Origin of the sequence: Rhizobium oryzicola, assembly GCF_030504645.1 — a bacterium.
GTDB lineage: Bacteria > Pseudomonadota > Alphaproteobacteria > Rhizobiales > Rhizobiaceae > Neorhizobium > Neorhizobium oryzicola.
In genome coordinates, this window is the sequence record NZ_JAUKWQ010000002.1 from 169,736 (window position 1) to 189,966 (window position 20,231).

Below are 20,231 nucleotides of genomic sequence, written 5' to 3' on the forward strand. Positions count from 1 at the left end.
TTGCGGCTTCGTCCTCCGTCCTGCTTCCGAAGCCGCCGCGGGATGCTCTTCGTGATATGCTGCACAGGCTGCGTCAGCCGGGGCGCCTGCTGATCGCAGTATCAGGCGGCAGCGATTCGACCGGCCTGCTCGTCGTCCTGCATCAAATTCTCGCGGCGCACGCTGCCGAATTTCCCGACATCTCCCTTTGCGCAGTAACCGTCGATCACGCCTTGCGAGCAGAATCGACAGCCGAAGCGCTGCGTGTCGCAGAGCTTTGTCACTCTCTCTCCATCCCGCATGAAATTGTGAGGTGGGAAGGCGAAAAGCCGAGGACTGGCGTTTCCGCTGCTGCCCGCGAGGCGCGTTACGGCCTGCTGGTGGAGGCCGCGACCCGTCTTGGCGCGACCGCCATCCTGACCGGCCATACGCTGGATGACCAGCGCGAGACGATTGCCATGCGCGCCGAGCGCGGTGGTGATGAGGCTGCCGGGCTTTCCGGCATGGCGCCCTCTGTCCTGCTGCATGGGCGGCATTATCTCTTGCGTCCGTTTCTACACACGACCCGGCAGGCGATTCGCGAGGAACTGGTGGCCGCAGGCATTGGCTGGATCGATGACCCCAGCAATGAGGACCGGCGCTACGAGCGTGTGCGGGTGAGGGGGCTTCTCGCCGACTCAGAATCGGTCTCGTTCGCAGAAATACAAAGGGCTCAGGCCGAGCGTCAGGCCCTCTCTGATCGAGCCGCCGATCTGCTGTCGCGCCATCTGACCATCCGTCACGCGGTGCTTGGACATCTGGCACGTCCGGCTTTGGACGCTGAATGGTCTGTTCTGCGACACGCGCTGCGTTCACTTGCCGCCGTTTTGGGTGGGCGTGACCATTTGCCGCCGGTGGAAGCCGTGGAGCGCCTGCAAGCGCTTACTGGCTCCGGTGAAGCCTTTCGCACCACAATGGGTCGCGTGCTTTTTCATGCCAATAGCGGTGGGCTTTATATCCTGCGTGAGCGGCGCGGGCTTTCTGTCATCATGGTAGCGCCGGGCGAGACTACGGTTTGGGACGGACGCTTTCGGGTGGCCAACTTCAGCGAGCGACCCGTTCGCATTGGCCCGTGCGATGACCCTTTGAGCGACGTAGAGGAGCCTCTTTCCTGTCCGCCGAGCCTTGCGCAGCTTGCCGCTTTGGTGCGGCCAAGGGCTGTGTATGCGGAGCCTTGGAGTGAGGAGAAGATCAGGATCCAGCCGATCCTCGCGCCTTTCGGCCGCTTTCTGCCGCAGTTCGAGAGCAATCTCGCAAAGGTTATTGCCGAAAAATTAGGTCTACCGCCGCTTCCTCTTGGACCATTTAACGCTTTGGAACGGAAAACATGATGGTAAAGAGCGGTTCGCCTTGGCAACGGGTCAGGGCAATCCTATGTTAAGCGGCAAGAAAGATGGGCGCCTTGAGTGGCCCATCATTGTCCGGGGAGTTCGATGAACCCAAACTTTCGTAATTTCGCCTTGTGGGCGATTATAGCTCTTCTGCTGATCGCGCTGTTCAGCATGTTCCAGACGGCGCCGACGCAGACGAGCTCGCGGGAAATTCCGTATTCACAGTTCTTGCGCGACGTCGATTCCGGACGCGTCCGCGATGTCGTGATTACAGGCAACCGCGTTCTCGGTACCTATTCGGAAAATGGTGCCGGCTTCCAGACCTATTCTCCCGTCGTGGATGATACGCTGGTCGATCGCCTGCAGAACAAGAATGTAAATATCGTGGCGCGGCCTGAATCCGATGGCTCGTCCGGCTTCCTGAGCTATCTCGGTACGTTGCTGCCGATGCTGCTGATCCTCGGCGTCTGGCTGTTCTTTATGCGCCAGATGCAGGGCGGTTCGCGCGGCGCGATGGGCTTCGGCAAGTCCAAGGCCAAGCTTCTGACGGAAGCACATGGCCGCGTGACCTTCGAAGACGTCGCAGGTGTCGACGAAGCTAAGCAGGACCTGGAAGAGATCGTGGAATTCCTGCGTGACCCGCAGAAGTTCCAGCGTCTCGGTGGCCGCATTCCGCGCGGCGTGCTGCTGGTCGGCCCGCCCGGTACCGGTAAGACGCTTCTCGCACGCGCTATCGCCGGCGAAGCCAATGTTCCCTTCTTCACGATCTCTGGCTCCGACTTCGTTGAAATGTTCGTTGGCGTGGGTGCAAGCCGCGTCCGCGACATGTTCGAACAGGCCAAGAAGAACGCGCCCTGCATCATCTTCATCGACGAAATCGATGCGGTCGGTCGTCATCGTGGCGCCGGTCTCGGCGGCGGCAATGACGAGCGCGAGCAGACGCTCAACCAGTTGCTGGTAGAGATGGACGGTTTCGAAGCCAATGAAGGTATCATCCTGATTGCCGCGACCAACCGTCCTGACGTTCTTGACCCTGCGCTGCTGCGTCCGGGCCGCTTCGACCGCCAGGTCGTCGTCCCGAACCCTGATATCGTTGGCCGCGAACGCATTCTGAAGGTTCATGCCCGCAACGTGCCGCTTGCGCCGAATGTGGACTTGAAAACCCTTGCCCGTGGTACGCCCGGCTTCTCCGGTGCCGACCTGATGAACCTTGTCAACGAAGCCGCCCTCATGGCCGCCCGTCGCAACAAGCGACTGGTTACCATGCAGGAGTTCGAAGACGCCAAGGACAAGATCATGATGGGTGCGGAGCGTCGCTCCTCCGCCATGACCGAGGCCGAAAAGAAGCTGACTGCCTATCACGAGGCTGGTCACGCCATCACTGCGCTCAACGTGCCGGTGGCCGACCCGCTGCACAAGGCGACGATCATTCCGCGCGGCCGGGCCCTCGGCATGGTCATGCAGCTGCCGGAAGGTGACCGCTATTCCATGAGCTACAAGTGGATGGTGTCGCGCCTCGTCATCATGATGGGTGGCCGTGTTGCGGAAGAGCTGACCTTCGGCAAGGAGAACATCACGTCTGGTGCATCCTCCGACATCGAGCAGGCCACCAAGCTTGCCCGCGCCATGGTGACCCAGTGGGGCTTCTCCGACATTCTCGGTCAGGTTGCCTATGGCGAAAACCAGCAGGAAGTCTTCCTAGGTCATTCCGTCTCGCAGTCGAAGAACGTTTCCGAGGCCACCGCGCAGAAGATCGACAACGAAGTGCGCCGCCTGATCGACGAGGCGTATACGGAAGCCCGCCGTATCCTGACGGAAAAGCATGACGAGTTCGTCATCCTGGCGGAAGGCCTGCTGGAATACGAAACGCTCTCCGGCGAAGAGATCAAGGCGCTGATCAAGGGCCAGAAGCCGTCGCGCGATCTGGGGGACGATCAGCCGACGTCGCGTGGCTCTGCCGTGCCGAAGGCTGGCACCAAGAAGGATGAGCCGAAGGGTGACGAGCCGGAAAGCGGCCTGGAACCTCAGCCGCACTAAAGGCAACCGCCTTGACTATACCAAAGGCCGCTTCGGGAAACCGGAGCGGCCTTTTGTGTTGTGCAAGCCAGATCGCGATGTTTACCCGATGGTAACGGGATATAATCGATTTTGACGGTAATTTATGTGCTTGGACAGCCGAGATATGGCATGAGCAGGCTTGCAAAGCCTTGTAGAGGATAGCCTCGGCTTTGTTGTTCCGCGCAGGCTTTTCCAAAAGCGCGCGACCTTGAAGGAGCTTCTATGACACGTCGCTATTTTGGCACTGACGGCATTCGGGGTCAGTCGAACGTTTTCCCCATGACGCCGGATCTTGCTATGCGCGTCGGAATTGCCGTCGGCACAATTTTCCGCAAGGGCAACCATCGCCATCGCGTGGTGATCGGCAAGGATACGCGTCTCTCCGGCTACATGCTGGAAAATGCATTGGTTGCCGGTTTCACCGCAGCGGGTCTCGATGTCTACCTGCTGGGACCGATCCCGACGCCCGCCGTTGCCATGCTGACCCGTTCGCTACGCGCCGATATCGGGGTGATGATCTCCGCCTCGCACAATCCCTTTGCCGATAACGGCATCAAGCTGTTCGGCCCGGATGGTTACAAGCTTTCCGACGAACTGGAGCAGGAGATCGAGGATCTTCTCGACAAGGATCTCTATTCGCAGCTTGCCAAGCCGAACGATATCGGGCGCGCCAAGCGCGTCGATGGCGACATCTATCGCTATATCGAATTTGTGAAGCGGACGCTCCCGAGGGATGTCACGCTGCACGGCCTGCGCGTGGCGATCGATTGCGCCAATGGCGCTGCCTACAAGGTGGCGCCTGCCGCGCTTTGGGAGCTGGGCGGCGATGTGGTGACCATCGGCAATACGCCGAACGGCACCAATATCAATCTCGATTGTGGCTCCACCAGCCCGGATGCCCTGCGCAAGAAGGTTCACGAAGTGCGCGCCGATATCGGCATCGCGCTGGATGGCGACGCCGACCGTGTGATCATCGTGGATGAACGCGGCGAAATCATCGATGGCGACCAGCTGATGGCTGTCATTGCGGAAAGCTGGGCCGAGGATGAGAAGCTGCGCGGCGGCGGCATTGTCGCAACCGTCATGTCCAATCTCGGTCTGGAACGCTTCCTCAAGGGCAAGGGCCTGTCGCTGGCGCGCACCAAGGTGGGCGACCGCCATGTGGTGGAACACATGCGCCAGCACGATTACAACATCGGCGGCGAGCAGTCCGGCCATATCGTCTTGTCCGACTTCGGCACCACCGGCGATGGTCTGGTGGCGGCGCTGCAGATCCTGGCGGCCGTCAAGCGCACCGGCAAGACTGTGAGCCAGGTCTGCCATCGCTTCGAGCCGGTGCCGCAATTGCTGCGCAATGTGCGCATTGGCGGCGGCAAGCCGCTGGATGACATCATCGTGCGCCAGGCGATCGAAAGCGCCGAGGCCGAACTGAATGGCAGGGGCCGTCTGGTCATCCGCCCCTCCGGTACCGAGCCCCTGATCCGGGTGATGGCGGAGGGCGATGACCGCGGCCAGGTCGAGCGGATCGTCAACGAGTTGATCGGCGTGATCTCGAACGTGCGCACCGCCGCCTGAACGATAACCTCCATAAATTCCCAGGAAAGCCCGCGGTGATCAGCCGCGGGCTTTTGTTTTTAGAGCCATGCAAAGTCTGAATAAGGAGAAGCGTTTCTACCTATGGCTTTACATCTCATTAGGCTTAATCGCTCCTTAACCTTTATCCTTAATAGTTCAACCGATCCCAATTCTGGACGCGTTGCGCGCCGAGAAATAAAAGCTTGGAGTAGGACCTATGAGGAAATCCCTTTTCGGCGCGCTTGCCGTCGTGCTTGGTGCAGCATGGGGCGCGCAGTCTGCCGATCTTTATCAACCCCAGCCCGAACCGCCCCTGCAGGCACCGGAAGTTGCAATACAGCAGTCATCCAGCGGCTGGTACCTGCGTGGTGATGTCGGCTACGGTTTCAAGGATCTGCGCGGCGCAAACTTCTACCAGGGCAATGATTTCAGCGAGAAGGTGGGCTTCTCCCATTCCGAGCTGAAGGATTCCTTCATTCTGGGCGCGGGCGTCGGTTACCAGGTCAACAACTATCTGCGCACCGATCTCACCTTTGACTACCTGTTCAAGAGCAAGTTCGAAGGCTCCACCGTTGGCGGCGGATCCGAATTCGGCGCTTGCGTCGATAGCTGCACCTCCCGCGACCGTTCCAACATGCGCGCCTATAGCTTGCTCGCCAACGCTTATGTCGATCTCGGCACCTACGGCTATGTAACGCCTTACCTCGGTGCTGGTATCGGTGGTACCTATGTGAAGTGGGACAAGCTGCGCAACACGTCCTGCGCCGACGATGGCAGCGGTTGCGATGACACCGTTGAGCATGGTGGCAAGGGAAGCTGGCGCTTTACCTATGCGCTTATGGCCGGTGCATCGATCGATGTGACCTGCAACCTGAAGGCCGATATCGGCTATCGCTACCGTCACGTGAACGGTGGCGACATGTTTGGTTGGGCTGAAAACGGCGGCCCGGGCTTCGACAAGGGCTTTGATGTTCACGAAGCGCGTCTTGGCGCCCGCTATACCTTCGGTGGATGTGACCAGCCGACCTATATGCCGCCTGCGGAAGTGCCGGTTCAGCCCATCGTATATAAGTAAGAACTGCCGCAAGGCGTTTCAAATGCAAGAAAGGCCACCCGTTGCGGTGGCCTTTTTCATGTGCAGGATAAAGAAATGCCCGGCAGCGATGCCGGGCATTCGACAGTCGTCAGCAGCAGTCTTAGAACTCGCGCTTGATCAGCAGCTTGTCCATCGACCAGTGGCCGCCGCCATGGGCGGCAAAGAGGAAGACGCCACCGGTCCAGAATAGCGAAGCCAACTCGGCCTTGGTCTGTACCTGTTCCAGGAAGAAGATGCCGCCATCGGCCAGACGCTTGATGCCGTCAGGCGTGAAGAACGGGCTGCCCGATTTCAGTGCCGCAACGCCCGCATCGGTCAGGAAGGCATGTCCGTAGGGGAAGGCGAAGTGGAACCAGAGCGTGATCGCGAGCATCACGCCGTTCGCAAGCGCAATCGGGCGTGTGAAGAGACCGAGTGCGATCATGATGCCGCCAAAGAACTGCATGGCCGCCAGCATCGGCGAGAAGAGCCAGCCCGGATGGAAGCCGAGGTTCTCGACGAAGCCCACTTGAGCCATAGGCGCCATGATCTTCGGATAGCCTTCCACCATCAGCATGCCGCCAATCGCCACGCGGAAGGCTGTCCAGGCAAATGGTTCTGCAATTTTTTCATAGAATGTACTGAGGAACGGAAGAAAATAATGGCTTTTTTCTTCTGTCTTGCCAGGTGTGTACGTTGCTTGAATAGTCATTGTCAGCCCCTTGGAATAGATCTCGCGCTCCTGCTTTTGCAGACAGGCTTGCCGAACGAATAATCTTGTTTGCCAACCGATCGCGGCAAGCCTTGGGAGGGTGCTCGTCTGCAACCGATGCAGGCAAAACTAGACCTGTTGCGGCAAAATATGTTGATGCAGATCAAGTTTTCTGTGCCGCGTTGAACGGCGCAAAAAAGATGCTTTCTTGCCTTGTCGCGACTTGACCGAACGCACCCATTCCACTAACAACGCTGGCGGGACACCTCTCCCCAACGAGAGGCTAATTACCTGGAAGGGTATCTATATGGCTGATATCGTCGCCCCCGCCGCGCGTCCGGCAAACACTCATTTTTCGTCTGGCCCTTGCTCGAAGCGCCCCGGTTGGTCGCTCGAAGCGCTCTCCGATGCCCCGCTCGGTCGTTCGCACCGCGCCAAGGTTGGCAAGGACAAGCTGAAGCTGGCCATCGACCTTACCCGCGAAATTCTCGAAGTTCCGGCCGATTATCGCATCGGCATCGTGCCTGCATCTGATACCGGCGCCGTTGAAATGGCGCTCTGGTCGCTGCTCGGCGAGCGCGGCGTCGACATGCTGGCCTGGGAAAGCTTCGGCGCTGGCTGGGTCACCGACGTCGTCAAGCAGCTGAAGCTGAAGGACGTTCGCAAGTTCGAGGCCGACTACGGCCTGCTGCCGAACCTCGCTGAAGTCGATTTCGACCGCGACGTGGTCTTTACCTGGAATGGCACCACGTCTGGTGTGCGCGTTGCAAACGCCGATTTCATTCCGGCTGATCGCAAGGGCCTCACCATCTGCGATGCAACCTCTGCCGCTTTCGCGCAGAACCTTGATTTCGCCAAGCTCGATGTCGTCACCTTCTCCTGGCAGAAGGTTCTGGGCGGCGAGGGCGGTCACGGCGTGATCATCCTGTCTCCGCGCGCTGTCGAGCGCCTGACGACCTATGTTCCGGCTTGGCCGCTGCCGAAGATCTTCCGCATGACATCAGGCGGCAAGCTGATCGAAGGCATCTTCGTCGGCGAAACCATCAATACGCCGTCCATGCTCTGCGTCGAGGATTACGTCGATGCGCTCAAATGGGCCAAGGAAATCGGCGGCCTTGAGGCACTGATCGCCCGTGCCGATGCCAATGCCAAGGCGATCTTCGATTTCGTCGCCGCCAATGACTGGATCGAAAATCTCGCTGTTGATCCGGCGACGCGCTCGAATACGTCCGTCTGCCTGAAGATCGTTGATCCGGAAGTGACGGCACTTGACGCCGACAAGCAAGCAGCCTTTGCCAAGGGCATTGCCTCCGCGCTGGAAAAGCAGGGTGTGGCCTATGATATCGGTGCCTACCGCGATGCGCCGGCAGGCCTTCGCATCTGGGCTGGTGCGACGATCGAGACAGCAGACATGCAGGCCCTGATGCCGTGGCTGACCTGGGCTTACGAGACCCAGAAGGCGACGCTCGCCAAGGCCGCTGCCTGATCGAGTTTTTCGGCTTCGCCGCAAGGCGAAGCCACCGCATTCCATTTCCCTGATTGATTGAAACGAACTCTTTGAAGGAGGCCTCGTCATGGCACCTCGCGTTCTCGTGTCCGACGAACTGTCGGAAACCGCCGTCCAGATCTTCCGCGATCGCGGCGTTGAAGTCGATTTTCAGCCGCAGCTCGGCAAGGACAAGGACAAGCTGCAGGAAATCATCGGCAATTATGATGGCCTGGCGATCCGTTCGGCCACCAAGGTCACCGAAAAGCTGATCTCCGCTGCCACCAATCTGAAGGTCGTCGGCCGCGCCGGTATCGGTGTCGACAACGTCGATATCCCGGCTGCGTCCAAGCGCGGTATCATTGTGATGAACACGCCGTTCGGCAATTCCATCACCACGGCAGAACACGCCATCGCGCTGATGTTCGCCGTTGCCCGCCAGCTTCCCGCCGCCGACGTTTCCACGCAGGCCGGCAAGTGGGAAAAATCCAAGTTCATGGGTGTCGAAATCACCGGCAAGACGCTCGGCGTCATCGGTGCCGGCAATATCGGCTCCATCGTTTGCTCGCGTGCCATTGGCCTCAAGATGCACGTGCTGGCCTATGATCCCTTCCTGTCGGCCGAGCGCGCCCAGGAAATGGGCGTTAAGAAGGTTGAGCTGGACGAATTGCTGGCGCAGGCAGACTTCATCACCCTGCACGTTCCGATGACCGACAAGACGCGCGGCATCCTGAACAAGGAAGCGCTGGCCAAGACCAAGCCCGGCGTCCGCATCATCAACTGCGCCCGTGGCGGCCTGGTGGATGAGGCAGCACTCGCCGATGCCATCAAGTCCGGCCATGTTGCCGGTGCCGGCTTCGACGTTTTCGAAGTGGAGCCCGCCAAGGAAAGCCCGCTGTTCGGCCTGCCGAACGTCGTCTGCACGCCGCACCTTGGCGCATCGACCACGGAAGCACAGGAAAATGTTGCCCTGCAGGTTTCCGAACAGATGGCTGACTATCTGGTCAAGGGTGCCGTTTCCAACGCCATCAACATGCCGTCCATCACGGCTGAGGAAGCCCCGATCCTGAAGCCGTTCATCAAGCTGGCGGATGTTCTGGGTGCCTTTGTCGGCCAGGTCACCGAAGGTCCGATCAAGGAAATCGAGATCCTCTATGATGGCCAGACGGCCACCATGAACACCAAGGCCCTGACGTCGGCGCTGCTCGCCGGTCTGATCCGTCCGCAGGTCTCTGACGTCAACATGGTGTCGGCACCGATCATGGTGAAGGAGAAGGGGATCATCCTCTCCGAAGTGAAGCGTGACAAGACCGGTGTGTACGACGGCTTCATCAAGCTGACGGTCACGACCGACAAGCAGACCCGTTCCGTTGCCGGCACGGTGTTCTCGGATGGCAAGCCGCGCTTCATCCAGATCAAGGGTATCAACATGGATGCCGATGTGGGAAGCCACATGATCTACATCACCAACACCGACGTTCCCGGCATGATCGGCTTCATGGGCACGACGCTCGGCAATGCCAAGGTCAACATCGCGAACTTCCAGCTGGGCCGCGAAAAGGAAGGCGGCGATGCGATCGCACTTCTTTACGTCGATGGTCCGGTCGAGGATGCAGTTCTGGCGCAGCTGACGGCCAACCCGGCCATTAAGCAGGCCAAGCAACTGCAGTTTGCTGTCGAATAATTTCGGCAGACGGCAGGTTTAACGAGGCCCGGTGGAGCGATCCGCCGGGCCATATTTGTAATCCACTCGGCTTCTTCTTTTCCTGTTCAAGGCCGATCTTCACCAAGTTTCGGCAAAACCATACGGCGACCTCTAAAATCCTTCACAAAAATCGCTATATAGAATGCGACGCCACAGGTGTGGCTTTGAGAGGAGAAAACGATGTTGTCATCCCTTCGACGCTTCAAGCACGTGTTTGCCGTGCTGGCGATCGGATCGGTGGTATCTCTGGCAGCGGTGGATATGGCCGAAGCGCGACGTGCGAGTTCCAGCGGCAGCCTTGGCAGCCGTGGCGAGCGCACCTTTTCCGCACCGGCCACGACCAATACGGCGCCGGGCACCGCTGCGCCGATCCAGCGTACGATGACACCGAACCAGCAGCAGACGGCTCCGGGCGTGAATGCGCCACAGACCGCACAGCCGCAGCAGCCGCGTCGCGGCCTGTTCAGCGGCTTCGGCGGTGGCCTTATGGGCGGCCTTTTGATGGGCGGCCTTGTCGGCATGATGCTGGGCCATGGTTTTGGCGGCTTCGGCGGCCTGTTGCAGATCCTGCTGATCGGCGGTCTGATCTTCCTCGCGATGCGCATGTTCGCGCGTCGCTCGCAGCCGGCTGCCGATACGGGCCGCTATGCCTATGAGCCGCCGCCGGCGCAGGGTCCGGGCTTCCGCATTCCGCAGATGGGCGGCGGTCCTGCCGCCGCTCCGGCAGCGCCGCGTCAGGCCTCGGCCGCAACCGATGAGATCGGCATCACCAACCGCGACCTCGATGCCTTCGAAGGCATGCTGACGCGGGTGCAGACCGCCTATGGTGCGGAAGACTATGCAAGCCTGCGCGCCATTACGACGCCGGAAGCCATGTCCTATCTGGCGGAAGAACTGGGCGATAACGCCACCCACGGTCTCAAGAACGAGGTGCGCGACGTCAAGCTTCTGCAGGGCGACCTGTCTGAATCCTGGCGCGAGAATGGCCATGAATATGCGACGGTCGCCATGCGCTACCAGAGCATTGATGTGATGCGCGAGCGTGCGACCGGCCGTCTGGTGCAGGGCGATCCGGATCGCCCCACCGAAGCGGTGGAAGTCTGGACCTTTGTCCGAGAGCCGGGCCAGGAGTGGAAGCTCTCGGCCATCCAGGCCGCTCACTGATCGCGAAGCAGTTCGACCGTCTTCCGGTCGGGCTCGCCCTCATAAAATCCCTGAAGGGCTCGCTCGAACGGCGAGCCCTTTTCGCTGACCGCTGCAAACAAAGTCAGGCAGGAACGGAACTTCATGTCATCGGGCGAGCCGAGAATGGCATGCGCTGACTTTTCGCCCGCGTGCCGAAGAACTGTTTCGGTACATTCAATCAGTCGAATTCCCAGTAGCGGATGCGCCAGATAGGCCTTGGCTTCGCTCCGATCATGGATGGCATAACGCTGAGCCATGGCGGAATGCCCCAGACCCTCGATCTGCGGAAAGATGAACCACATCCAGTGGCTGCGCTTGTGGCCGGCTGCCAGTTCCGCCAGAGCCTGGAGGTAGATAGAGGCTTGGGCGGTCACGAAGCGTTGGAGGTCAAATGGATCGTTCTGCATGGTCATTCCTCCCCGGTACGATGAGCGTGTTTGTGACTCACGTTTTTGTCAGCCATTTTATATGATGGTGCGGTTTAATTTGCTGCACTGCACCCTAACTGCCACTGCATGAGACAGCATCTTGAACAATTCATTCTGGCCGTGATTGGTTTCCTACCCGATTGGCTGATCAGCATGATGGTGCTGATTGCAGCAGTGTTTGTCGGCTGGTTCATTCACCGCGTCGTCTTTCGCTTGCTGACGCGGATTGTCGCGGAGCGTGACCTCTTCTGGCGCTCATTGGTGTCGCGCAACCGCCGACCCTTAAGGCTCGCAATCGTCGCCTGGACGCTCACGCCGGCCGTTGCCATCGCTCCGCTGACTGACCCGCAGGCGGGTTTCGTCCGCCATCTGCTCCTGCTGGCGTTCATCCTGATCGTCGGCTGGATGACGCGCACGGCGCTGCACATCTGGATGACGGTCTATCTGCGCCGCTTCAAGCTGGATGCGGAAGACAATCTACTCGCGCGCAAGCATGTCACGCAATCGCGCATCATGGAACGAGTTGCCGCGATCCTGATCGTTTGCGTTACGCTCGCGGCAACGCTGATGACGTTCCCGACGGTCCGGCAATATGGGGTGTCACTGCTGGCCTCTGCCGGTGTGGCCGGTATTGTGCTGGGTCTTGCGCTACAGCCGTTGTTGAAGAATCTGTTCGCGGGCATCCAGCTTGCCATCACCCAGCCCATCCGCATCGACGATGCGCTGCTGGTGGAAGGGGAGTGGGGCAAGGTGGAAGAGATCACCTCGACCTATGTGGTGGTGAAGCTCTGGGATTGGCGGCGCATGGTTCTGCCGCTTGGCTATTTCATCGAAAAGCCTTTCCAGAACTGGACGCGGGAAGGGGCCGCGCTGATCGGTACCGTGATGATCTACCTGGACTATACGGTTCCCGTGGCCGATATCCGCCGCAAGGTGGAAGAGATCGCTGCGAACTCCAGGCTTTGGGACCGACAGGTGGTGAATGTCGCGGTGACCGACTTCAAGGAGCGGGTCATGGAGATCCGAATCCTCGTCTCCGCCAGCGATGCGGGAAAGACCTTCGATCTGCGCTGCGAAATGCGCGAGAAGCTGATCGATTTCATCCAGCGGGAACATCCGCACGCGTTGCCGAAGTTCCGGGCGGAAATGCCTGAGAGTTCTGGCATCGCACGCAGACAGGAGAAGGGGCAAATGCGCAGCGTGCAAGGCTGACGCGATTCGCAAATCTTGCGTTTTTCACTCTTCCTTTCTATATCCGCGCAAAGAAGGCGGCGGCCGATCCCGCCCATGCGACAAGCTTTTTCGCACAATGTGTGGTAAGCCTTGTTCAGATCAGATTGAGAGAGTTTCCGTGAATACGCTGGATTTTGACAAGAGACCGGAGGATACGCGCGTTGTCGTGGCGATGTCCGGTGGCGTGGATTCCTCTGTGGTAGCGGGACTGCTCAAACGCCAGGGCTATGACGTACTTGGCATTACCCTGCAGCTCTACGATCATGGCGCCGCGGTTCACCGCGCGGGCTCCTGCTGCGCGGGCCAGGATATTGATGACGCGCGCCGGGTCTGCGAGACGCTTGGGATTCCCCACTACGTGCTGGATTACGAACGTCGCTTCCGCGAAACCGTGATCAACCCCTTCGCGGAAGCCTATGTGGCGGGCGAAACGCCGATCCCCTGCGTTGCCTGCAATCAGACGGTGAAGTTTGCAGATCTGCTGGCGACGGCGCGTGAGTTGGGCGCGGATGCGCTGGCGACCGGCCACTACATCCGCTCGCGTCCCAATCCGACGGCAGACAACCCGAACCGTCGGGCGCTGTACCGTCCGGTCGACAGCGATCGAGACCAGAGCTGGTTCCTGTTTGCCACCACGCAGGAGCAGATAGATTATCTGCGCTTCCCGCTGGGCGGCATGCCGAAGGCCGAGGTTCGCAAGCTGGCGGAAGAGATGGGGCTCGTGGTGGCCAATAAGGCCGACAGCCAGGACATCTGTTTCGTGCCGCAGGGCAAGTATGCCGACATCATCACCAAGATCAAACCGAATGCAGCGCTGGCGGGTGACATTGTGCATCTCGATGGCCGCGTTCTGGGCCGTCACGATGGCATCCTGCATTACACGATCGGGCAGCGGAAGGGGCTGGGCGTTGCCACCGGCGAGCCGCTCTATGTGGTCTATCTCGATGCGCGCGGCCGCCGGGTGATTGTCGGGCCAAAGGAAGCGCTCGATACGCATCGCGTTTATCTGCGCGACGTCAACTGGATCGGCGATCGTTCGCTTGAAGCGGACGCAGGCCAGGGCTTCGAGTGCTTTGCCAAGGTGCGCTCCACCCGTCCTCCGACACCCGCTGTTCTGCATTGCGATGAACGCGGCGTTTACGTGGATCTGACAGTGGGTGAAGCCGGCGTGGCGCCCGGCCAGGCCTGCGTTCTCTATTCCGCCGAAGGGCCGGATGCCCGCGTTTTCGGGGGCGGTTTCATTGACCGCTCGGAACGGGCCGCAGATGCGGAAGCATCGTTGAAGGCCCTTCTCTCGGCACCGGTTGCTGCCTGAACCAGGTCATTCACGCCGAGGAGGAAAAGCATGGCTTTTCCTCCAAAGCGCGCTTGACTTTGGTCCGAGCCTGCCTTTATAAGCCCCCCATCGCGCCGGACGAGACACATAATTGTCGCAGAAGCGCGGTCCTTGGCGGGGTAGCTCAGTTGGTGAGAGCGCAGGATTCATAACCCTGAGGTCGGCGGTTCAATTCCGCCCCCCGCTACCAAACAAACCAATTTTCTCACAATGTAGATTGCACGCCTTGTCGGAGGTGCAACGCTTGATTTTGCGCGTGTTTCTTCGTCGGGTGTCTATTCTTTTCCTGCAATGGAATTATCGGCAGGCAATTGATTAGATCAAAACGCCTGATATTCTCCCTCCGTCAAAACAATACCTGTTAGCTCAGCGTAAGGGCAGGGGAGAGATCATGAAGCTTAAGAAACACCCATTTATCACCGGCCTGTCTGTTGCTGTTCTTCTCTCGCTTTGCGCGGAAAACGCGTTGGCCTTCGGCGCGATTGCGGTGAATGATGAGCGCGGTCTGGCCGCACGCGATGTTGGTTATGGCGTTGGGTGGGGCAGCACCCGCCGCGATGCCGAACGCGATGCCATCCGCCAGTGCCGGAATGCCGGCAACGATGAATGCAAAGTGGCTGTCTGGTTTGAAACCTGCGGTGCCTATGCGGGCAACCGCGTCCGCTTCGGCATCGGCTATGGCAGCAGGCTCGGTGATGCGGAGCAGGATGCTCTCGACGCCTGCGGCGACAGCAACTGCCGGATCATCGTTTCCGATTGCGAATAACGCCTTTTAAAACAAAGAAGCCCGCCGCTGGTTGATCCAGGGCGGGCTTCTTTGTGTCTGGTGTGGATTATCGCATCAGAGAAGGCACTTGCAGGGCCGAAGCAAGCCGTCGTACCCGGCTCTCGTCATGGTCCCGCCCGCGTTCGATCGCCTCGATTTCTGACACGGTCAGGCCTGAGGTCACCGCGACATCTTCGAGGCTGTAGCCGGCGGCTTGCCGTGCACTAGCGATCGTTTGTGCCACGGAAGCGGCATTGGGATGATCTATGTGATTAAGAGAAATGGTCATTCAGAACTCCTTTGGTAGTGCCGACCGAAGTCGGACGTGAGGGCATCAGCCCAAAGGATGCATTCACTGTCGGCATCTATGCCGCAGTGCAGCATACATAATCCCTAACTTTAAGGGGGCCAACCCCTCATGCTGGGATAAATGGCGGCAGCACGTCAAAAGGCCGGCGTGATCACCGGATTTTGACCATCTGAGTGCGTCTTTGTGGCGGTCTCTGGATTAGGCAGCCACAGGATATATAATTCCGCCTAATGCCTAATATTCCGGCACATGCACGTCCCGCATGATATTTTTCTCTTGAGAGCCTGCCAGTATGGTAAAGTGTTTCTTAGCTCTCTATTGACCTTTCACAAAACTTGAGTTGAATTTCCCTTGAGCATCAGGCTCTTTCCAACTGGAGGCTTCAATGATGATTGCTGGCTTTACCTTGTTTGGCTTTGATTTGTTCGGTCTGTCGCGGCGTCAGCCAGCAGACAAAGAGCGTGTGCAGGTGGCGGAACGCGTCGGCGAACAAAAAAAGGCCGATGATAAGACCGAGGCGGAAACGCGCCCCGATCCGTCCGAGAGTTTCTTCTGGGGCATGTACCCGGTGTACTGAGGTCACAGCACCGCAGGGCACACACGCCCTGCGGTGATGACTACCTGTCTTTTGTTCCTGATCAAAGCGCCATCTCATCAATCTGCTAATCCCCTGAAGGCAAGGTCGCCACACTACGGCCTGTTCAAGTTCTGACCCCGGGGAAAACGTCATGGCCAAGATCCTTTCCATCACGCTCAATCCCACCATCGATCTTTACAATGATGCTGACCGCGTGGTGCCGACGCACAAGGTGCGCGTGCGTGACCAGCGGCAGGAAGTGGGCGGCGGGGGCATCAATGTCGCGCGTGTGATTGCGGAACTGGGGGGCGAGGCGCATGCGGCGTTCCTTTCCGGTGGAGCCACCGGAGCGTTGCTGGAGGAGGCCCTGAGGTCGCTCGGCATTCACTCTCGCGCCTTTCCCATTGCTGGTGCCGTGCGGGTTGCCTTCATGGTGCGGGAGGAGGCGACCGGGCTTGAATATCGTTTCGTGCCCGAGGGGCCGGAGGTGAGCTGGCAGGAGGTTGAGCCGCTTCTGCAAGCCGTCGAGCAGTCCGGCGCCCCCTATGTCGTTGCCAGCGGCAGCCTGCCGCGTGGCCTGCCGGTCGATACCTATGCCCGCATCGCCCGAATCACGGCGCAAAGCGGCTCACGTTTCGTGCTGGATGTATCGGGCGAGCCTTTGCGGGCTGCCGTGGAAGCGGGTGGCCTTTTTCTCATGAAGCCCAGCCTCAGCGAGTTGGAGAAACTGATCGGCCACTCCCTGGATCGCAAGCAAGCCTCGGAAGCGCTGGAGGCTTTGGTAGCGCGCGGCGTTGCTGAGCACATCGCCCTCACACTCGGCGAAGATGGCGCCATTTTGGCCAGTGCGGACGGCGTGCTTGCCGCGCCTGCCATTTCCGTGCCCGTTCGCTCCACGGTTGGGGCGGGCGACAGTTTCGTCGGCGCCTTGGTCTGGGCACTTACGGAAGGCTGGTTGCCGGCAGATGCCTTTCATCTGGGGCAGGCGGCCGGTGCCGCAGCGGTGATGACGACAGGCACCGACATCTGCAAGCGCAGCGATATTCTCCAACTTTACGATCGGGAAAAGGCAGCGAGTGGAATGGTCCCACGCAAATTTGCTGCGGTTTGACCAAGATCATGTGAGCTCTTATCAGAGGTTCCTAAGGTTCTTTCATTCCCGCCGGACAGGATCGGCAAAACAGGGAAGGGAGAAACACCATGCTCTTCAAGACTATTCTCACTGTTATCGGTAGCAAGGAAGGCGAAGCGGATCTGAACCGCGCCATCGAGTTCGCCACCCAGCTTGGCGCGCATCTCACCGTTCTTGCCGTTGATGTGGCGACACCGCCCGTGCTTTCGGATTATCCGGTCGATGTGCTGTGGCTGGAGCAGCGCACAGCCGAAATGAAGACGCTACACGCGGCAGCTGACAAGGCGCAGGCTGCCTGCCAGGTGGCCGGAATTCCCTTCGACCTCGAGCGTTACTATACAGAGGGCGGACTTATCGCGGAGGTTATCTTCCGCAAGGCGCTTTATTCGGATCTGGTGCTGATCGGCGAAAAGGTGCGAGCTTCAAATGATCTGCTGCGCGCTATCGTCGATGGCGCCGTTTTTGAAGCGCAGCGTCCACTTCTGGTGTTGCCGAAGAATGATGCGCTGCCAGCCACGATCAAGACCGTTCTGCTCGCCTGGAATTCGCGAGCCGAGGCAGGTCGGGCCACGCGCGAAGCCATCGAATTCCTTGCGCAGGCGGATGTCGTGCATGTGGCGGTGGTGGACCCGGATGCAGCTTACAGCGAAAACGGCGGAGAGCCGGGCGCGGATGTGGCCGCCTTTCTGGATCGCCATGGCGTCGATGTGACGGTCCACCAGATCGCCAGCGGTGGCCGTCCCGTTCAGGATGTGCTGGCACAATATGCGGCGGATCTCGGTGCGGATCTGATCGTCATGGGGGCCTATGGTCATTCACGTATGCGGGAGCGCATCTTTGGCGGTGTGACGCAATCCATGCTCGAAAGCCCGCCGGTGCCCGTGTTCATGGCGAGGTAAGGAATCAACCGAGCTCGAGCGTGGTAACACCATAGACAAGGCGCTGCTCCAAATCGGGGGCGGCGCCTTTATACATGCGGGTGGTATCGAAGCTTTTGGTAAAGCCGATGTTGGTGAGATGCGCCGAGAAGACGTCTTGCATCTCGGGAACGTCGATAGACACGGGTTCGCCATCCGACGCGACGGTCAGCGCCGCGAACAGAGCGCAGGCGTCTTCATCGCTTTCGGCAAATAGTGGTCCGATCTTGTAGCCATCATGGCAGCGGCGCAGAACGCCATAGCCTGTCAATGTGCCATTACGGATGACCGCGAGTGCGTGCCGCGGCACGCCAGTCCAGCTATCCAGAAAAGCTGAACGGGAAGCGGGGAAGGCGCGTTTGTCCAATGCGGCAATGGCGTCGTGAAGGTCCGGCGTCAGCGCAACAATACCGGCTGCCGTGGGGGAGGGGCTTTGGCTGACACGTCCCGACCAGCGCCAGGTACGGTAAGCCTGAGCAAAGCCCATTCGGGCGTAATTGGCCTGCTGGGCGGGAACGCCATCTAAGCCGATGGTGCGATCTCCGAGGTATGCCATCGCGTGGTCCCAGACCCGCTTACCATGCCCTTTCCCGCGATGGAGAGGCTTACTGATGTAAAGCCCAATGAAGCCAAAGCCCTCGTCGTAAGCGACCGCAGAGATGGCAGATGCCAATTCGCCATTTACGAAACAGCCGAAAAATCCCTGGGGGTCGGCTTCGTAAAAGGCGGTGGCATCGTCAAGCCCCGGGTTCCATCCCTCCAGCTTTGCCCACTTCAGCAGGCATTCGATTTCGCTTTCCAGGAGGGTTCGGATTTGTCGGGTCATCCTGCCTTTAGGGTCTTGGGTTCAAAGCCTTGGAGAAGCCCCAGATAGGGTTTCGAGATAGGTGTAGCGTAGGCTCCTCGCTTTGTGGTTGTCAACCCGAGAGATATCAACCCCTCCGCTTGTTTGACCGCAGCAGCGACGCCATCTACGACGGGGACGTCGAATTCCTCTGCCAAGGTGCGTGTCAGATCCGCCATGCCGGCACAGCCAAGAACGATGGCTTCTGCCTTGTCCTCCCGCAGCGCGGTGGCGATCTCGTTGCGCAAACGGTCGCGGGCGTTGGATTGTGGATCTTCCAGCGACAGAACAGGAATGTCTGCGGCACGCACCTTCACCCGTCCGCTCATGCCATAGCGATGCACCAGATGTTCCAGCGGAAGGCGCGAGCGCTCCATGGTGGTGACGATGGTGATCCGCTGGGCGATGAAGGAGACGCTGGCGAGCGCCGCCTCGCAAATGCCGATGACGGGAATGTTGGCCAGCGCCCGGGCCGCGTCGAGCCCTGTATCATCGAAGCAGGCAATGATGGCGGCATCGGCGCCAGCCTTTTCGCCCTTGGCGATTTCCATCAGCAGTCCGGGCACGGCAAAGGCTTCGTCGTAATAGCCTTCAATGGACACCGGCCCCATGCTTGACGTGGCGGGCACGATCTCCGTTCCAACGGCTGCGACACGCCGTGCCGCGTCGGCCGCCGTCTCGGTCATGGTGGCGGTCGTATTTGGGTTTACCAGTAGAATTTTCATCAGCTGCGTGCCCTGCGCCGGTTCACGGCGATGATGAGGGCAAGCGTGCCCCCGATGACGAGGAAGGAAAAGACAGTCGTGACGGTGCCGAGCGCATAGAGCACAGGCGTCGTGACATTGGTGGTCATGCCGTAGATTTCGAGCGGCAGCGTATTGAAGGTGCCAGCCGTCATCAGCGTGCGGGCAAATTCGTCATAGGACAGGCTGAAGCCGAACAGGCCAACGCCGATCAGGCTGGGTGCGATCATCGGCAGTAGAACGTGCCGAAACGTCTGCCAGGCGCTGGCGCCGAGATCGCGTGCCGCTTCCTCGTAAGAGGGCGAGAAGCGGTTGAACACGGCAAACATGATCAGCACGCCGAAGGGCAGTGTCCAGGTGAGATGCGCACCGAAGGCGGACGAGTACCAGGAGGGCTGGAAGCCGACCTGCTGGAACACGACGCCGATGCCGAGCGAGACGATGATGGAGGGCACGACGAGGCTTGCGACCGAGAGGTAGAAGAGGGGCGTGGCGCCGATGAACTTGCGGCGGAAGGCAAGGCCCGCCAGCAGCGAGACCAGCACCGTCGTGACCATCACCATTAGCCCGAGCGTCAGCGAACGCTGGAAGGAGCCACCGAAATCACCCACGGCCTGCGTCTCAAACAGATTGAAGAACCAGTGCAGCGATACCCCGTTGAGCGGGAAGGTGAGGCCGCCATTTGGTCCCTGAAAGGAGAGGATCAGGATCGCCGACAGGGGGCCGTAGAGAAACAGCACGAAGACGGCGAAGAAGGCGGCGAGAATGTAGAATTCGCGGGAGCGTTTGTCTGAATGCAT

Annotated in this window: 19 protein-coding genes and 1 tRNA gene; 14 read left to right on the forward strand and 6 right to left on the reverse strand. The window is 59.7% G+C overall.

What is annotated here, in order from left to right; translation table 11 throughout:
- The first annotated feature begins 56 nt into the window (after positions 1-56).
- The 4 genes from tilS (at position 57) to Q2T52_RS08155 (ending at position 6,057) form a co-directional block, all read left to right on the forward strand.
- Positions 57-1,349 (forward strand): tRNA lysidine(34) synthetase TilS, encoded by a 1,293-nt coding sequence (tilS, locus tag Q2T52_RS08140; RefSeq protein WP_302076209.1) that lies wholly within the window; start codon positions 57-59, stop codon positions 1,347-1,349.
- Positions 1,350-1,451: 102 nt separating this feature from the next.
- Positions 1,452-3,386: an ATP-dependent zinc metalloprotease FtsH gene (ftsH, locus tag Q2T52_RS08145; protein ID WP_302076210.1), complete on the forward strand. Its 1,935-nt coding sequence runs from the start codon at positions 1,452-1,454 to the stop codon at positions 3,384-3,386.
- A gap of 243 nt (positions 3,387-3,629) precedes the next feature.
- Positions 3,630-4,982 carry a phosphoglucosamine mutase gene (gene glmM, locus Q2T52_RS08150; RefSeq protein ID WP_302076211.1) on the forward strand — a complete coding sequence of 451 codons (1,353 nt, stop codon included), beginning with the start codon at positions 3,630-3,632 and terminating at the stop codon, positions 4,980-4,982.
- 217 nt (positions 4,983-5,199) lie between these two features.
- Entirely contained in the window at positions 5,200-6,057 is an 858-nt protein-coding gene (locus Q2T52_RS08155; RefSeq protein WP_302076212.1) for an outer membrane protein, read from the forward strand.
- A gap of 121 nt (positions 6,058-6,178) precedes the next feature.
- Here the strand turns inward: Q2T52_RS08155 and Q2T52_RS08160 are convergent, their stop codons facing one another.
- Positions 6,179-6,769, reverse strand: coding sequence for a DoxX family protein (locus Q2T52_RS08160; RefSeq protein WP_302076213.1), 591 nt, complete (start codon positions 6,767-6,769; stop codon positions 6,179-6,181).
- A gap of 307 nt (positions 6,770-7,076) precedes the next feature.
- Between Q2T52_RS08160 and Q2T52_RS08165 the strand changes: the two genes are divergently transcribed.
- From Q2T52_RS08165 to Q2T52_RS08175, 3 genes are all read left to right on the forward strand, one after another.
- Positions 7,077-8,255 carry a phosphoserine transaminase gene (locus tag Q2T52_RS08165; protein WP_302076214.1) on the forward strand — a complete coding sequence of 393 codons (1,179 nt, stop codon included), beginning with the start codon at positions 7,077-7,079 and terminating at the stop codon, positions 8,253-8,255.
- Between the two features lie 88 nt (positions 8,256-8,343).
- Positions 8,344-9,939: a phosphoglycerate dehydrogenase gene (serA, locus tag Q2T52_RS08170; RefSeq protein WP_302076215.1), complete on the forward strand. Its 1,596-nt coding sequence runs from the start codon at positions 8,344-8,346 to the stop codon at positions 9,937-9,939.
- 201 nt (positions 9,940-10,140) lie between these two features.
- Complete coding sequence (locus tag Q2T52_RS08175) at positions 10,141-11,124, forward strand: Tim44 domain-containing protein (RefSeq protein WP_302076216.1); 984 nt, start codon at positions 10,141-10,143, stop codon at positions 11,122-11,124.
- Here the strand turns inward: Q2T52_RS08175 and Q2T52_RS08180 are convergent.
- Positions 11,118-11,552: a DUF1810 domain-containing protein gene (locus Q2T52_RS08180; protein WP_302076217.1), complete on the reverse strand. Its 435-nt coding sequence runs from the start codon at positions 11,550-11,552 to the stop codon at positions 11,118-11,120. The genes Q2T52_RS08175 and Q2T52_RS08180 overlap by 7 nt on opposite strands.
- Positions 11,553-11,660: 108 nt before the next feature.
- On the opposite strand from Q2T52_RS08180, the gene Q2T52_RS08185 reads away from it, so the two are divergent.
- The 4 genes from Q2T52_RS08185 to Q2T52_RS08200 all read left to right on the forward strand — a co-directional run bounded on the left by Q2T52_RS08185 (position 11,661) and on the right by Q2T52_RS08200 (position 14,908).
- Entirely contained in the window at positions 11,661-12,785 is a 1,125-nt protein-coding gene (locus Q2T52_RS08185; protein ID WP_302076218.1) for a mechanosensitive ion channel family protein, read from the forward strand.
- 139 nt (positions 12,786-12,924) lie between these two features.
- The gene (gene mnmA, locus Q2T52_RS08190) at positions 12,925-14,121 is read left to right on the forward strand and encodes a tRNA 2-thiouridine(34) synthase MnmA (protein ID WP_302076219.1); all 1,197 of its coding nucleotides are present in this window, start codon (positions 12,925-12,927) and stop codon (positions 14,119-14,121) included.
- 134 nt (positions 14,122-14,255) lie between these two features.
- Positions 14,256-14,332, forward strand: a tRNA-Met gene (locus Q2T52_RS08195).
- 201 nt (positions 14,333-14,533) lie between these two features.
- Positions 14,534-14,908 (forward strand): DUF4189 domain-containing protein, encoded by a 375-nt coding sequence (locus Q2T52_RS08200; protein WP_302076220.1) that lies wholly within the window; start codon positions 14,534-14,536, stop codon positions 14,906-14,908.
- 67 nt (positions 14,909-14,975) lie between these two features.
- On the opposite strand, the gene Q2T52_RS08205 is transcribed toward Q2T52_RS08200, so the two are convergent.
- On the reverse strand, positions 14,976-15,197 hold the full coding sequence (locus Q2T52_RS08205) for a helix-turn-helix domain-containing protein (RefSeq protein ID WP_302076221.1): 222 nt from the start codon (positions 15,195-15,197) through the stop codon (positions 14,976-14,978).
- 406 nt (positions 15,198-15,603) lie between these two features.
- Here Q2T52_RS08205 and Q2T52_RS08210 point away from each other — a divergent pair, with 406 nt between their 5' ends.
- The 3 genes from Q2T52_RS08210 (at position 15,604) to Q2T52_RS08220 (ending at position 17,826) form a co-directional block, all read left to right on the forward strand.
- Positions 15,604-15,795 (forward strand): hypothetical protein, encoded by a 192-nt coding sequence (locus Q2T52_RS08210; protein ID WP_302076222.1) that lies wholly within the window; start codon positions 15,604-15,606, stop codon positions 15,793-15,795.
- Between the two features lie 151 nt (positions 15,796-15,946).
- Positions 15,947-16,906: a 1-phosphofructokinase family hexose kinase gene (locus Q2T52_RS08215; RefSeq protein WP_302076223.1), complete on the forward strand. Its 960-nt coding sequence runs from the start codon at positions 15,947-15,949 to the stop codon at positions 16,904-16,906.
- Positions 16,907-16,995: 89 nt separating this feature from the next.
- Positions 16,996-17,826 carry a universal stress protein gene (locus Q2T52_RS08220; RefSeq protein ID WP_302076224.1) on the forward strand — a complete coding sequence of 277 codons (831 nt, stop codon included), beginning with the start codon at positions 16,996-16,998 and terminating at the stop codon, positions 17,824-17,826.
- A 4-nt stretch (positions 17,827-17,830) separates the two neighbouring features.
- Here Q2T52_RS08220 and Q2T52_RS08225 read toward each other — a convergent pair whose 3' ends face one another.
- Genes Q2T52_RS08225 through Q2T52_RS08235 form a run of 3 tightly spaced genes read right to left on the reverse strand, consistent with a single transcriptional unit; the run spans position 17,831 to position 20,231 of the window.
- Positions 17,831-18,670, reverse strand: a complete 840-nt coding sequence (locus Q2T52_RS08225; RefSeq protein WP_302076225.1) for a GNAT family N-acetyltransferase — start codon at positions 18,668-18,670, stop codon at positions 17,831-17,833.
- Positions 18,667-19,413, reverse strand: coding sequence for an aspartate/glutamate racemase family protein (locus Q2T52_RS08230; protein WP_302076226.1), 747 nt, complete (start codon positions 19,411-19,413; stop codon positions 18,667-18,669). Before Q2T52_RS08230 ends, Q2T52_RS08225 begins: the two co-directional genes overlap by 4 nt.
- Positions 19,413-20,231, reverse strand: coding sequence for an ABC transporter permease (locus Q2T52_RS08235; RefSeq protein ID WP_302076227.1), 819 nt, complete (start codon positions 20,229-20,231; stop codon positions 19,413-19,415). Before Q2T52_RS08235 ends, Q2T52_RS08230 begins: the two co-directional genes overlap by 1 nt.